Below are 13,905 nucleotides of genomic sequence, written 5' to 3' on the forward strand. Positions count from 1 at the left end.
TACCGAAGACGACCAGTTGGCGGATTTGAAGGACTGGTGGACACGCAACGGCAAACCTCTGGTCACCGGCGGCCTGTTGGCGCTGGTCATCGTGTTCGGCTGGCAGGCATATCACAAATACCAGAGCAACCAGTCGCAAGGCGCCTCGGTGCTCTATCAGCAATTGCTGGAAACCACGTTGACGCCTGACGGCAAGCCTGATGCCGCCCGCGTTGCGGACTTGGCCGGCAAGCTCAACAGCGAGTTCGGCGGTTCTGCCTATGCGCAGTACGGCAGCCTGTTCGTGGCCAAAGTGGCTGTGGACAGCGGCAAGCTGGACGACGCCGCGACCGAGCTGAAAGCCATCGTCGACAAACCGGCCAACCCGGCGCTGGGCGAAATCGCCCGTCAGCGTCTGGCGCAGGTACTCGGCGCACAGAACAAGGCTGAAGATGCCCTGAAGCTGCTCGACGGCGACGCCGACAAAGCGTTCCTGGCGACTCGCGAAGAACTCAAGGGCGACCTGCTGGTGCAGTTGGGCCGTACCGATGACGCGAACAAGGCGTATCAAAAAGCCAAGGCGGCACTGTCGGATGAAGCGGCGGTCGGTGGCCTTCAAATCAAGCTCGACGACCTGGCCAAAGGGGATGCGTGACGTGATCCGTTGGAAGCATGCAGCATTGCTGGCTCTGGCCCTTCTGGCCGCGGGTTGCAGCAGCAACAGCAAGAAAGAATTGCCACCGGCTGAACTGACCGACTTCAAAGAAGAAGTGGTTCTGCACAAGCAGTGGAGTCGTTCGATCGGTGACGGTCAGGGCGAAACCTACAATATGCTGGTGCCGGCGATCGACGGTGACACCATCTACGCCGCCGATGTGACCGGCGTGGTGATGGCCATGGATCGCGGCAATGGCGACGTGAAATGGAAGCAGGATCTTGACCTGCCTGTCTCCGGCGCCGTTGGCGTGGGTTACGGTCTGGTTCTGATCGGCACCCTGCGCGGTGAAGTCGTCGCTCTGGACACCAGCAACGGTGAAGAGAAGTGGCGCGCTCGCGTCAACAGCGAAGTCCTCGCGCCACCGGCCAACAACGGTGACGTGGTGGTTGTGCAGACTCAGGACGATCGTCTGATCGGTCTGGATGCATCGACCGGTACTCAGCGCTGGGTGTATGACAGCACCCCTGCCGTACTGACCCTGCGTGGCACCAGTGCCCCGCTGGTGACCAACCGCCTCGCGGTGGCTGGCCTGTCGACCGGTAAAGTGGTTGCTCTGGACATTTCCAACGGCGTGCCGGTCTGGGAACAACGCATTGCGATTCCACAAGGTCGTTCGGAACTGGAGCGCGTGGTCGACATCGACGGCGGTCTGCTGCTGTCCGGCGGTACTTTGTACGTTGCCAGCTATCAGGGTCGCGTTGCGGCACTGGACCTGGAAAGCGGTCGTCAACTCTGGCAGCGCGATGCGTCGAGCTACGCTGGTATTGCTCAGGGTTTCGGCAGCGTTTACGTGAGCCTGTCTTCGGGCACCGTTGAAGGCGTCGACGAGCGTTCCACCACAGCATTGTGGAGCAACGATTCGCTGGCTCGCCGTCAACTGTCGGCTCCGGAAGTGTTCTCCAGCTATGTTGCAGTGGGTGACCTGGAAGGTTATCTACACCTGCTGAGTCAGGTTGACGGTCGTTTCGTCGGCCGTGAGCGCATCGACAGCGACGGCCTGCGTGCCCGTCCGCTGGTGGTGGGTGACACGATTTATGTATATGGCAACAGCGGCAAACTGGAAGCCCTGACCATCAAGTAACAACTATGCTTGGGGTTAAACCCCCAGGCGGCCCCGGATTCATGGGGCTTGCAGCGCTAACAGGCGTTGCCCCGAGCACCAGCCGCTGCCTCGCAGCGGCTTTTGTATTTTCTGAAATAACGAAGTGGAGAGCCGCATGGTTCCCGTAATCGCCCTGGTGGGCCGACCGAACGTCGGCAAGTCCACCTTGTTCAACCGCCTGACCAGGACTCGCGACGCCATTGTCGGCGACTTGTCCGGTCTGACCCGTGATCGCCAGTACGGTGAGGCCAAGTGGCAAGGGCGTTCCTACATTCTGGTCGACACCGGTGGTATCTCCGGTGACGAGCACGGTATGGACGAAAAAATGGCCGAGCAGTCGTTGCTGGCCATTGAAGAAGCAGACGTTGTGCTGTTCCTGGTAGATGCCAAGGCCGGTTTCACCGCCGCCGACCAGATGATCGCCGAACACCTGCGCAAACGTAACAAGCGTTCCTACGTGGTGGCCAACAAGGTCGACAACATCGACCCGGAAATGGCCCGCGCTGAATTCGCGCCACTGGGCATGGGCCACGCGATTCCGATCGCCGGTGCTCACGGCCGTGGCATCACGCAGATGCTGGAAATCGCCCTGGGTGATTTCCCGAAAGACGAAGAAGAGCCGGAAGACGGCGAAGAAGAGATCGTTGCCGAAGGCGAGGAAGCCAAGCGCATTCCTGGCCCGAGCGAAAAAGACGGGATCAAGATCGCCATCATCGGTCGTCCCAACGTCGGTAAATCGACGCTGGTCAACCGTATGCTCGGTGAAGACCGGGTTATCGTTTACGACCAGCCGGGCACCACGCGCGACAGTATCTACATTCCGTTCGAACGCAATGAAGAGAAGTACACGCTGATCGACACCGCTGGTGTGCGCAAGCGCGGCAAGATCCACGAAGAAGTCGAAAAATTCTCCGTGGTCAAAACCCTGCAGGCGATCAAAGACGCCAACGTGGTGATCTTTGTGATGGACGCCCGCGAAGGTGTGGTCGATCACGACCTCAACCTGCTGGGCTTCGCCATCGAGTCGGGTCGTGCGCTGGTGATCGCGATCAACAAATGGGACGGCATGACGCCGAGCGAGCGCGACTTCGTCAAGGTCGAGTTGCAGCGTCGGTTGTTCTTCGTTGACTACGCCGACATTCACTTCATCTCGGCCTTGCACGGTACTGGCGTGGGCAACCTCTACGCTTCGGTGCAGAACTCGTTCAAGTCGGCGGTCACCCGCTGGCCGACCAACCGTCTGACCCAGATTCTGGAAGATGCGGTTGGCGAGCACGCGCCACCGATGGTCAACAACCGCCGGATCAAGTTGCGCTACGCCCACTTGGGTGGTGCCAACCCGCCGATCATCGTGATCCACGGTAACCAGATCGAGAAAGTGCCGAAGTCGTACGTGCGCTATCTGGAGAATACTTACCGTCGTGTGCTGAAGCTGGTCGGTACGCCGATCCGCATCGAGTTCAAGGGCGGCGAGAACCCGTACGAAGGCAACAAAAACACGCTGACCGACCGCCAGGTCAACAGGAAGCGTCGGATGATGTCGCACAGCAAGAAAGCCGACAAGAAGCGCCGCGACAAGAAATAAGGTCGCTGGCTGTTGATCGTTCCCATGCTCCGCGTGGGAATGTATCCCGTGACGCTCTGCGTCACAAAAGCGGCGGACGCAGAGCGTCCAAGGCTGCATTCCCACGCAGAGCGTAGGAATGATCAGCAACGATCAGCATGAGAGAAGGGCGCCATCCGGCGCCCTTTTTTTATGGGCGCCGGATGGGCTATCCTCGGGCTCTCCCGCGCCGTCGTCAGAGCCGGGTGTTGAGCAGGGAACCCCCGATGATCACCAGTAAGCTGCCGAATGTCGGCATCACTATTTTCACGCAGATGTCTCAGCTCGCGGCGCAAACCGGCGCGATCAACCTGTCCCAGGGTTTTCCTGATTTTGACGGCCCGCAGTCTCTGCGTGACGCGGTCGGTCGGCACATTGCCAGTGGTCATAACCAGTATTCGCCGATGACCGGATTGCCGGCCTTGCGCGAGCAGATTGCGGCGAAAATCGCTCGCAGCTATGGCGTGCAGGTCAATGCCGACAGCGAAGTGACGGTCACACCGGGCGCGACCCAGGCGATCTTCTGTGCGATTCAGGCGGTTATCCACAGCGGCGACGAAGTCATCGTGTTCGATCCGTGCTACGACAGCTACGAGCCGGCCACGGAGTTGGCGGGTGGTCGCTGCGTGCATGTGCAATTGAACCCGGAAGATTTCTCCATCGATTTCGACCAGCTCGCCGCGGCCCTGAGCCCGCGCACGAAAATGATCGTCATCAACACCCCACACAACCCAAGCGGCGCGTTGATCAGTCGTGCGGAACTGGATCAACTCGCAGCGCTGATCCGCGATCGCGACATTTACCTGATCAGCGACGAAGTCTACGAGCACCTGGTGTTTGACGGCGTGCCGCACGTCAGTGTGCTCGCCCATGAAGAGCTGTATCAGCGCGCGTTCGTGGTCAGCTCGTTCGGCAAGACCTATCACGTCACCGGCTGGAAGACCGGCTACGTCGTCGCGCCGCCGGCGCTGACGGCCGAACTGCGCAAAGTCCACCAGTACGTCAGTTTCTGCGGTGTCACTCCGCTGCAATATGCCCTGGCCGATTACATGGCCGAGCACCCGGAACACGTCGAAGAACTGCCGGGTTTCTATCAGGCCAAGCGCGACCTGTTCTGTGATCTGTTGACGCCGTCGCGCTTCACCTTCAAACGTGTCACCGGCACCTATTTCCAACTGGTCGATTACTCACAGATCCGTCCTGACCTGAATGACGTCGAGATGGCCATGTGGATGACCCGCGAACACGGCGTGGCGAGTATCCCGGTGTCGGTGTTTTACCAGAACCCACCTGAAGGCCAGCGCCTCGTGCGCCTGTGCTTTGCCAAACGCGAGGAGACGCTGCGTGAGGCGGCGGCGAAACTATGCGTGATCTGAGTGCATTACCCGATCTCAATCTGGCGCTGATCCAGACCACTTTGGCCTGGCACGACCGTCAGGCCAACTTCGAGCATTTCGAGCAGTTGCTGGAGCAGGCACAGGGCGCTGATCTGATCATCCTGCCGGAAATGTTCACCACCGGTTTCTCCATGGAGTCAGAAACGCTCGCCGAAGCCGAGAACGGTCCGACCAGTAAATGGCTGCGCGTTCAGGCGGCGAAACTCGATGCGGTGATTACCGGCAGCGTGATTATTCAGGCTGCTGACGGCAGCCATCGCAATCGCCTGTTGTGGGCGCGGCCGGACGGTGAAGTGCTGCATTACGACAAGCGTCATCTGTTCCGCATGGCCGGCGAGCACAACCATTACACCCCCGGCGAACGGCAGGTGCAGTTCGAACTCAAGGGCTGGCGTATCCGCCCGCTGATTTGTTACGACCTGCGTTTCCCGGTGTGGAGCCGCGATGCGCAGGACACAGATCTGCTGCTGTACACCGCCAACTGGCCGGGTGCGCGACGTCTGCACTGGAATCGCCTGTTGCCAGCGCGAGCGATCGAAAACCTCTGCTATGTGGCGGCGGTGAATCGCGTTGGCACCGACGGCAAGGGTTTCGCTTACACCGGCGACAGTCAGGTGCTGGATTTCCAGGGTGAAACCTTGCTGGCGGCGGGGGAGGCGGACGGCGTGTTCAAGGTGGTTTTGGAGGCCGCACCATTGGCGGCTTATCGTGAGCGCTTCCCGGCGAATCTGGATGCCGACACCTTCGAGTTCACCTGAGGTAACTGATCGTTCCCACGCGGAGCATGGGAACGAGCGCATCAGGCAAAAAAAGGCCCCGGAGTTCGCACTTCGGGGCCTTTTGCATTGCAGCAAAGGCTTACGCCGCTTTCGCCTCAGGCTGGCTCAGCGAGCGGTTCAGTGCGCTGAACAGCGCCTTGAAGCTGGCCGTGGTGATGTTTTCATCGATACCCACGCCGTGCACCGCACGTTCACCGTTCACCCGCAGCTCGATGTACGCCGCTGCCTTGGCGTTGGTACCTGCGCCAATCGCGTGTTCGTTGTAGTCCATGATCTCCACCGGAACCGGCAGACCGGCGACCAGTGCTTCCAGCGCACCGTTGCCCTTGCCGCGCCAGTGCAGGTTGGTTTCGCCCTGACCTTTGCTCGCCACTTCCACTTCGACGGCGCTGTTGCCGTTTTCTTCCTGCAGGCGATGGCTGACCAGCGCGTACGGGGTGTTGGCTTGCAGGTATTCGCTGATCAACAGCGAGTGGATCTGCTTGGCGGTCATCTCCAGACCCAGACGGTCGGTTTCACGCTGCACGACCTGACTGAATTCGATCTGCATGCGACGTGGCAGGCTGATGCCGTATTCCTGCTCCAGCAAGTAAGCGATGCCGCCCTTGCCCGACTGGCTGTTGACGCGGATCACCGCCTCGTAGCTGCGGCCAATGTCGGCCGGGTCGATCGGCAAGTACGGCACTTCCCACAGTGCGTCCGGTTTCTGTTGGGAGAAGCCTTTGCGGATCGCATCCTGGTGCGAGCCGGAGAACGCTGTGTGCACCAGGTCGCCAACGTACGGGTGACGCGGGTGAACCTGAATCTGGTTGCACTCCTCAACGACTTTACGCACGCCGTCGATGTCGGAGAAGTCCAGCTGCGGGTCGAGACCCTGGGTGTACATGTTCAATGCGACGGTGACGAGGTCGACGTTGCCGGTGCGTTCGCCGTTGCCGAACAGGCAGCCTTCGACGCGATCGGCGCCAGCCATCAGGCCCAGCTCGGTGGCAGCGACGCCGGTGCCACGGTCGTTGTGGGTGTGCAGGCTGATGATCACGCTGTCACGACGGTTGATGTTGCGGCCGAACCACTCGATCTGGTCGGCGTAGATGTTCGGCGTTGCGCATTCAACGGTGGCGGGCAGGTTGAGGATCATCTTGTGCTCAGGCGTCGGGTTCCACACCTCGATCACCGCATCACAGACTTCCTTGGCGAATTCCAGCTCGGTAGCGCTGAAGGTTTCCGGCGAGTATTCAAACGTCCATTCGGTGTCCGGCTGCATGGCTGCATATTTGACGAACAGCTTGGCGGCGTTCACGGCGATGGCCTTGATACCGTCCTTGTCCTGGTTGAAAACGATGCGACGGAAAGACGGCGAGGTGGCGTTGTACAGGTGAACGATGGCTTTCTTCGCGCCGCGCAGGGATTCGAAGGTGCGCTCGATCAAGTCTTCACGGCCCTGGGTCAGCACCTGAATGGTGGTGTCGTCCGGGATGTGGCCTTCTTCGATCAGGGTACGCACGAAGTCGAAGTCGGTTTGCGAAGCGGCCGGGAACGACGCTTCGATTTCCTTCACGCCGACTTGCACGAGGGTTTTCCAGAAACGCAGTTTCTTCACCGCGTCCATCGGCTCAATCAGTGACTGGTTGCCGTCGCGCAGGTCGGAGCTGCACCAGATCGGCGCGGTGTCGATGGTTTTCGACGGCCAGGTGCGATCCGGCAGGTTGATGACAGGAAACGCGCGGTATTTCGAAGACGGATCTTTGAGCATGCTCATCGGGAAATTCCTTATTGTCTGGGCCGAAAAGAGGCGGCCTGCCGGTGTTACGAATGTTCTGGGAAAAGCGTGGGACGAGGTGCCGCGATTCAGCCCGGCAGTCGTGCGCTGACAAGGCACAGGCTGCGGTGCTGGCGAAGCTGAATAAGGGTGTGAGAGGTTTTCATGCCTTCAACCCTAACCGCGAGGGGAGAGGTTGGCAAGCAGTCGAAAAAAATTGAGAGGAATACTCGTAAAGCGGGTTTTTGCGGGATTTTATTGCGCTGGAGATTGCTGATCGTTGTGATATTTGCGCGAGGTTTGATTGGGGCGCAATTGGGGATGATGGGGTGTCAGGGGGGTTTGAGTACAGCATAAGCCTCATCGCGAGCAGGCTCACTCCTACAGTTGATCGTGTTCACAACACCGGTCCAATGTAGGAGTGAGCCTGCTCGCGATGAGGCCATAAGCTTCGCTCTATTTTTTAAGGCTGAAATGCACCAATGAAAATCGCCGGATCCACCCGCGCATCATTCAGGCTGACATTCCAGTGCATGTGCGGCCCGGTCGCGCGACCGGTCATGCCAACCTTACCGACCACCGTGCCCCGCGCCAGTTGATCGCCGACTTTCACATCAATCTTCGACATGTGGCAGAACATGCTGATAAAGCCCTGCCCATGGTCGACAAACACGGTATTGCCGTTGAAGAAGTAGTTGCCGGTGAGGATTACCTTGCCTGCCGCCGGGGTCTTGATCGGCGTTCCGGCCGGCACTGCGAAGTCGAGGCCGGCGTGCGGATTGCGCTCCTCACCATTAAAGAAGCGGCGCACGCCAAACTTGCTCGACAGCGGTCCATTGACCGGTTTGTCCAGCAGCAGATTGCTTGGCGTGTTCGGGCTGAAGCTGCGGTAAGCCTTGATCTGCTCGGCCAGTTCGCCCTCGATGCGCTTGAGGTTCGACTGATCCGGGTTTACTTGCTGTTTGTTCTTCAGGGTGATGCGCTGTTCCGGGTATTTCTTGTTGCCCACGGTGAACGGCAGATTGCGCCCGCCACTGCTGATCTGTTGCGCGCCCGGCTTCACCGTCAACGGCACGCCGACAATCGCCAGCCAGTTGTTCTGTTCTTTCACCACCAGCACCGGTTTGCCCTGATACGTGGCTTTCGGCGCCTGCGCGGCCGCGCCCAGATCAACCACTGCGACGCCGCCCGGCACCGGTTTGTTCAGCAGTCGAGTGATGTAGCTGTCGGCGTGGGCATTGAAGGTCAGACAGAGCAGAAACAATGGAGCCAGAAAACGCGGCATGGATCAGTCCAGTAAAGAGAGGGTGACAGGCGTCAGGTGATTGTCCTCGACGCGCACTTGCAGTTCGCCTTCGCCCAGTTTGGCCTTCAGGCGCTGGCCAGTGTGGGTCTGCGCGGCGTTGCGGATCGCATGGCCGCGCTCATCGAGCAGAATGCTGTAACCACGGCCGAGCGTTGCCAGCGGGCTGACCACGTGCAGCGTCTGCATCTGACTGTGCAATTGCAGGCGACGGTTTTTCAGGCCTTCGCGCATGGCCCGTGGCAGACGTTCGGCGAGGCTGTCGAGGCGCTGGCGCAACATCGCCAATTGCCGTCCCGGATGTTGCCCGGCGAGGCGGGTTTCCAGGCGAATCAGGCGTTCGCGGCGAGTATTGAGATGACGTTCGAACGCCCGACGCATGCGCATGTCCAGATCGTCCAGACGTTGCGCTTGCTGGCGCAGACGCTCGCCGGGATGACGCAAGCGACGCGCCATGCCTTCCAGACGCAGGCGATCACGCATCAAACGGTCGCGCATGCGCATCACCAAACGGCGATGCAGACTTTCGACCTGACGGATCAAATGGCTGGAATCGGGCGCGAGTAACTCGGCAGCCGCAGACGGCGTAGGGGCGCGGACGTCGGCAACAAAGTCGCTGATCGACACATCGGTTTCATGGCCGACGGCGCTGACAATCGGCGTCACACAGGCATCAACGGCGCGGGCCACGGCTTCTTCGTTGAAGCACCAGAGGTCTTCCAGCGAACCGCCGCCTCGGGCGAGGATCAACGCGTCGAAGCCACGGGCATCGGCCATTTTCAGCGCGCGGACGATTTGCGCGGTGGCTTCGCGGCCCTGCACGGCGGTCGGGATCAGCGTCAGTTGTACTTGCGGTGCACGGCGGCGGAACACGCTGATGATGTCGCGAATAACCGCGCCGGTCGGCGAGCTGATGATGCCGATGCGCTGCGGATGCGCGGGCAGCGGCACTTTGCGTTCGGCGCTGAACAGGCCTTCGGCGCTGAGCTTTTCTTTGAGTGCATCGAAAGCCAGACGCAGCGCGCCGTCACCGGCCGGCTCAACGGTGTCGAGAATCAACTGATAGTCGCCACGGCCCTCGAACAGCGAGACCTTGCCGCGTACCTTAACTGCCAGGCCGTCCTTCAACGCCTGACGCACTCGCGCGGCGTTCTGCCGGAACAGCGCGCAACGCACCTGCGCGCCGCTGTCCTTGAGGGTGAAATAGATGTGGCCGGACGCCGGGCGGGCGAGGTTGGAGATTTCGCCTTCGACCCAGATGTTGCTGAACACGTCTTCGAGCAACACCCGCGCACGGCCGTTGAGCTGGCTGACGGTCAGGACTTCACGGTCCAGGCCAAGTCTTGCAAAGGGATCTTTAATCATGGGGCGCAGTTTAAAGGCATTTGCCGTCGAATCACCACAAGTCCCCTGTAGGAGTGAGCCTGCTCGCGATAGCGGTGTGTCAGTCGCAGGATAGGTTGAATGTTCAACCGCGATCGCGAGCAGGCTCACTCCTACAAGGGGGTTGTGAAGGTTTCGATGAAGTGGTGGATCAAAGGTGACGGATTCTGGCGATAGGCGAGGGCGACGGTGCTTTGGCAGTCAGCATCGGCCAGCGGCAGAAAGCGCACGCCGCTCGGGGCGATGTCCCGCATTGATTCCGGCAGCAGGGCGATACCGAAACCGGCCTGAATCAACTGTAACTGCGTGGTTTTGCGCGACATCACCCGCGCCGCTTTCGGGAAGAAACCCTGACGCATGCACAGGTCGGCACACAGATAACTCAAGCCGCCGCGTTGTGGATGCGGGATCGAGATAAACGCCTCGTCCTTCAATTGCACCAGTTGCACAGTGTTGGCATTTGCCAGGTAATGATTGTGCGGTACCGCCAGTAGCAACCGTTCAGTGAACAGCGGCACAATCTGAATGCCTTCGCGCTGGCGCAACACCGGCAACCGCAACAGACCGATATCGAGGCGCCCTTCGGCCAGTTCTTCCAGTTGCGCCTCGGAAGACAACTTGCCGATGTCCAGCGACACGCCGCTCTGCTGATCAAGGTAGGTGCTGATCTGCTGAAGAAGCCATCCGCTGATCGTCACCGTACTCGAATGGCTCAGGCGCAAAGTGCCGCGTTGGCCATTGCCAACCGCAGTGGCCATGGCGCTGGCCTTGCTCAGTTCGTTCAGCAGATTCCGAGCGCGCGGCAAAAATGCTTCCCCCGCCGCAGTGAGCCGGGGCTGGCGCGCCGTACGCTCGAACAGCGGCGTTTGCAGACGCGTTTCCATGTCCTTGATCTGCCGGCTCAGCGCTGATTGCGCGATAAACAAACGTTCAGCCGCCGCACTGAAACTGCCGCAGTCGGCGATTTCGACGAAATAACGCAATTGACGGGTTGAAAGCACGAGCCATGCCTTTTCGAGATGAGTAAGCGACCTGGAAGATATTAGTCGCAACGCTTGGTGCTGGCTAAAGTCATCTCAGACTTATTAAGGAAGTAGACCCATGAGTGTGGCGGCGTTGTTGAGCGAGTGGACATGGGGCGCCGGTGGTTGGGCGTTGATCGGCTTGGGTATCGCTCTGGCCTATATCGTGTTCGGTATCGCCGGATTTGGCACGGCGCTGGTCGCGGGGCCGATTCTGATTCTGTTCATGCCGTTGTCGAAGATTGTGCCGCTGCTGGTGCTGCTGGATTTCGTCGCGGCGTTCGGCAATCTGCTGCCGTCGCGGCGGGATGTGGCCAAGCCCGAGTTGTTGCGGCTGCTGCCGTGCATGGCGGTCGGTTGCACGTTGGGCGTTATTTTTCTGCTTAACCTGAAATCCGATGTATTGCTGCTGTTGATGGGGCTGTTTATCAGCGCTTATGCGATTTACAGCCTGTGGGTAACAGCGCGGCCAACGCAAATGTCGGTGGGGTGGGCGGTGCCGATGGGCACGGTGGGTGGGCTGTTTGGTGCGCTGTTTGGCAGTGGCGGCTTTTTATATGCGATTTATCTCAACAGCCGATTGCCGAAAGAAGCGGCGCGGGCCACGCAAAGTGCGTTGATCAGTTGCAGCACGGTGGTGCGTTTGAGCCTGTTTGCCATCGCGGGTGTGTATGCCGAGCTACCCTTGTTGATGTTGGCGCTTTGTCTGTTGCCGGCCATGGCGTTGGGGTTGTGGATCGGGCGGCGGTTGACCATGAGGTTGTCGCGCGAGGCGTTTGTGCGATTGGTGACGTGGCTGGTGCTGGCGAGCGGGTTCGCGTTGATCGGGCGCTACCTCAGCACTTGACCGGATTTCGTCAGGTATTAAGCTGCCGGCCTTTAAGGCCTCTTCGCGAGCAAGCTCTCCCACAGTTGGAATGCATTCAAAGTGTGGGAGCGAGCCTGCTCGCGAAGGCGTCAGCAGCCACACCGCAGGACTTTCCATGAATTCGCAAAGCATCATCGTCCCGAAAATCTCCACCCTGCCGGTCCATGAACCCCGGGCCCGGGCGATCCTGCGCTGGCTGGTACGCAAGAACATCGTCAAGGAGGAGCTGAGCACCTGCGGCCGCACCGGCAATCGCATGGCGTACGCGATTGCCGATGGTGCACGCGCGGTGGTGCTGCACCCGCAGGCGTTGCCATTCGGAGAGCCAATCAACGGCCTGGAGATCGTCACCAAGCGTTGCATCTACACCCCGGCGAAGGGCTTTCTCGAGGAGGCCGGTTGCGCCGAGTGCCGCCGCGAGGTCGGCGAAGCGCTGTTCGAGAGCCTCGAAGACTGGTTTCCCGGGCGCACCGACAACTTCACCTGCCCCGAATGCGGGCATGAAGATGACATTAACGGCTTTCTGTATTTGCAGGAATGCGGGTTTTCCAACCTCGGTTTCATCTTCAATAACTGGCTTGAGGCCGGTTTCAAGCAAAGCTTTATCGACGAGTTCGCCGACTGGCTCGATCAACCTGTCTCTTGGGTCAAGGTGGAGCTGTAGATCCGGGGATTCCCGTACATCAGCAACATTGATATTAAGCTGAGTTTTACGTTGATCCGAAGGGGGTGTCTGACTATAATGGCGCGCTTCCATTTTCCCGCTCGGGAGCCCCCGCGATGCTGCGTATCAGCCAAGAAGCTCTGACATTCGACGACATTCTCCTAGTGCCTGGTTATTCCGAGGTGCTTCCTAACGAAGTCAGTCTCAAGACCCGCCTAACCCGTGGCATCGAGCTGAATATTCCTCTGGTTTCTGCTGCAATGGACACCGTTACTGAAGCCCGACTGGCAATTGCCATGGCTCAGGAAGGTGGCATCGGCATTATCCACAAGAACATGACCATCGAGCAGCAAGCTGCCGAAGTTCGCAAGGTCAAGCGTTACGAAGCCGGTGTAGTCAAGGACCCAATCACCATCGAGGCTGATGCCACGGTGCGTGAACTGTTCGAATTGACCCGTCTGCACAACATTTCCGGCGTTCCGGTCCTGCACGATGGCGACCTGGTCGGCATCGTCACTTCCCGTGACGTGCGTTTCGAAAACCGTCTGGAAGCCACTGTCCGTGAAGTGATGACGCCTAAAGAGCGCCTGGTCACGGTCAAGGAAGGCGCCGACAAGAACGACGTTCGCGAGTTGTTGCACAAAAACCGCATCGAACGCGTACTGATCGTCGACGACAAATTCGCCCTCAAAGGCATGATGACCGTCAACGACATCGAAAAAGCCAAAGCCTACCCGCTGGCCAGCAAGGACGACCAAGGTCGTCTGCGCGTTGGCGCTGCTGTCGGTACCGGTAAAGACACCGGTGACCGCGTTGCCGCTCTGGTCAATGCCGGTGTGGACGTAGTGGTAGTTGATACCGCTCACGGTCACTCCAAAGGTGTGATCGACCGCGTTCGCTGGGTCAAAGAGAATTTCCCTGAAGTGCAGGTGATCGGCGGCAACATCGCCACCGGCGCCGCTGCCAAGGCTTTGGCCGAAGCAGGCGCTGACGCAGTCAAGGTCGGTATCGGCCCTGGCTCGATCTGCACCACCCGTATCGTCGCCGGTGTCGGCGTCCCGCAAATCAGTGCCATCGCCAACGTCGCCGCTGCCCTCGAAGGCACTGGCGTGCCGTTGATCGCCGACGGCGGCATCCGTTTCTCCGGTGACCTGTCCAAGGCCATCGTAGCCGGTGCTTCCTGCGTGATGATGGGCTCGATGTTCGCCGGTACTGAAGAAGCGCCGGGCGAAATCGAACTGTTCCAGGGTCGTTCGTACAAGGCTTATCGCGGCATGGGTTCGCTGGGCGCCATGTCCCAGGCTCAAGGTTCCTCCGACCGTTATTTC

12 protein-coding genes are annotated in these 13,905 nt (G+C 59.8%); 8 read left to right on the forward strand and 4 right to left on the reverse strand.

From position 1 onward, the window contains the following. From ACIPIZ_RS19730 to ACIPIZ_RS19750, 5 genes are all read left to right on the forward strand, one after another. Positions 1 to 634: tetratricopeptide repeat protein (locus tag ACIPIZ_RS19730; RefSeq protein ID WP_401166854.1), on the forward strand; the 634-nt coding region annotated here is incomplete at its 5' end. Further along, a complete protein-coding gene (gene bamB, locus ACIPIZ_RS19735) occupies positions 627 to 1,778 on the forward strand; it encodes an outer membrane protein assembly factor BamB (RefSeq protein ID WP_034156262.1) in 1,152 nt (383 codons plus the stop codon). The genes ACIPIZ_RS19730 and bamB, both read left to right, overlap by 8 nt. A gap of 136 nt (positions 1,779 to 1,914) precedes the next feature. Further along, positions 1,915 to 3,384, forward strand: a complete 1,470-nt coding sequence (gene der / locus ACIPIZ_RS19740; RefSeq protein ID WP_008084638.1) for a ribosome biogenesis GTPase Der — start codon at positions 1,915 to 1,917, stop codon at positions 3,382 to 3,384. A 245-nt stretch (positions 3,385 to 3,629) separates the two neighbouring features. Beyond that, on the forward strand, positions 3,630 to 4,778 hold the full coding sequence (locus ACIPIZ_RS19745) for a pyridoxal phosphate-dependent aminotransferase (RefSeq protein WP_064392055.1): 1,149 nt from the start codon (positions 3,630 to 3,632) through the stop codon (positions 4,776 to 4,778). After that, positions 4,766 to 5,557, forward strand: coding sequence for an amidohydrolase (locus ACIPIZ_RS19750; protein ID WP_064392053.1), 792 nt, complete (start codon positions 4,766 to 4,768; stop codon positions 5,555 to 5,557). Before ACIPIZ_RS19745 ends, ACIPIZ_RS19750 begins: the two co-directional genes overlap by 13 nt. Before the next feature lie 100 nt (positions 5,558 to 5,657). Here ACIPIZ_RS19750 and leuA read toward each other — a convergent pair whose 3' ends face one another. From leuA to ACIPIZ_RS19770, 4 genes are all read right to left on the reverse strand, one after another. Further along, positions 5,658 to 7,337: a 2-isopropylmalate synthase gene (leuA, locus tag ACIPIZ_RS19755; protein ID WP_016984364.1), complete on the reverse strand. Its 1,680-nt coding sequence runs from the start codon at positions 7,335 to 7,337 to the stop codon at positions 5,658 to 5,660. A 463-nt stretch (positions 7,338 to 7,800) separates the two neighbouring features. Next, complete coding sequence (locus tag ACIPIZ_RS19760) at positions 7,801 to 8,622, reverse strand: M23 family metallopeptidase (RefSeq protein ID WP_122662987.1); 822 nt, start codon at positions 8,620 to 8,622, stop codon at positions 7,801 to 7,803. Between the two features lie 3 nt (positions 8,623 to 8,625). After that, a complete protein-coding gene (gene xseA, locus ACIPIZ_RS19765; protein ID WP_016984362.1) occupies positions 8,626 to 10,005 on the reverse strand; it encodes an exodeoxyribonuclease VII large subunit in 1,380 nt (459 codons plus the stop codon). 131 nt (positions 10,006 to 10,136) lie between these two features. Then, a complete protein-coding gene (locus tag ACIPIZ_RS19770; RefSeq protein WP_401166861.1) occupies positions 10,137 to 11,024 on the reverse strand; it encodes a LysR family transcriptional regulator in 888 nt (295 codons plus the stop codon). 100 nt (positions 11,025 to 11,124) lie between these two features. Here ACIPIZ_RS19770 and ACIPIZ_RS19775 point away from each other — a divergent pair, with 100 nt between their 5' ends. The 3 genes from ACIPIZ_RS19775 to guaB all read left to right on the forward strand — a co-directional run. After that, positions 11,125 to 11,892, forward strand: coding sequence for a sulfite exporter TauE/SafE family protein (locus ACIPIZ_RS19775; protein ID WP_401166864.1), 768 nt, complete (start codon positions 11,125 to 11,127; stop codon positions 11,890 to 11,892). 136 nt (positions 11,893 to 12,028) lie between these two features. Further along, complete coding sequence (locus ACIPIZ_RS19780) at positions 12,029 to 12,577, forward strand: sugar ABC transporter ATPase (protein ID WP_122662981.1); 549 nt, start codon at positions 12,029 to 12,031, stop codon at positions 12,575 to 12,577. Positions 12,578 to 12,693: 116 nt separating this feature from the next. Continuing rightward, on the forward strand, positions 12,694 to 13,905 hold a 1,212-nt coding region (gene guaB / locus ACIPIZ_RS19785), incomplete at its 3' end, for an IMP dehydrogenase (protein WP_401166866.1).

The organism is Pseudomonas sp. NPDC087690 (assembly GCF_044743175.1).
In the GTDB taxonomy this organism is placed as follows: Bacteria; Pseudomonadota; Gammaproteobacteria; order Pseudomonadales; family Pseudomonadaceae; genus Aquipseudomonas.

What these genes read in the sequence shown, in the direction of transcription:
- leuA (WP_016984364.1), bottom strand. Translation starts at nt 7,337, where the DNA reads ATGAGCATGCTCAAAGATCCGTCTTCGAAATACCGCGCGTTTCCTGTC.
- der (WP_008084638.1), top strand. Translation starts at nt 1,915, where the DNA reads ATGGTTCCCGTAATCGCCCTGGTGGGCCGACCGAACGTCGGCAAGTCC.
- ACIPIZ_RS19760 (WP_122662987.1), bottom strand. Translation starts at nt 8,622, where the DNA reads ATGCCGCGTTTTCTGGCTCCATTGTTTCTGCTCTGTCTGACCTTCAAT.
- ACIPIZ_RS19750 (WP_064392053.1), top strand. Translation starts at nt 4,766, where the DNA reads ATGCGTGATCTGAGTGCATTACCCGATCTCAATCTGGCGCTGATCCAG.
- bamB (WP_034156262.1), top strand. Translation starts at nt 627, where the DNA reads ATGCGTGACGTGATCCGTTGGAAGCATGCAGCATTGCTGGCTCTGGCC.
- ACIPIZ_RS19745 (WP_064392055.1), top strand. Translation starts at nt 3,630, where the DNA reads ATGATCACCAGTAAGCTGCCGAATGTCGGCATCACTATTTTCACGCAG.
- ACIPIZ_RS19780 (WP_122662981.1), top strand. Translation starts at nt 12,029, where the DNA reads ATGAATTCGCAAAGCATCATCGTCCCGAAAATCTCCACCCTGCCGGTC.
- xseA (WP_016984362.1), bottom strand. Translation starts at nt 10,005, where the DNA reads ATGATTAAAGATCCCTTTGCAAGACTTGGCCTGGACCGTGAAGTCCTG.
- ACIPIZ_RS19775 (WP_401166864.1), top strand. Translation starts at nt 11,125, where the DNA reads ATGAGTGTGGCGGCGTTGTTGAGCGAGTGGACATGGGGCGCCGGTGGT.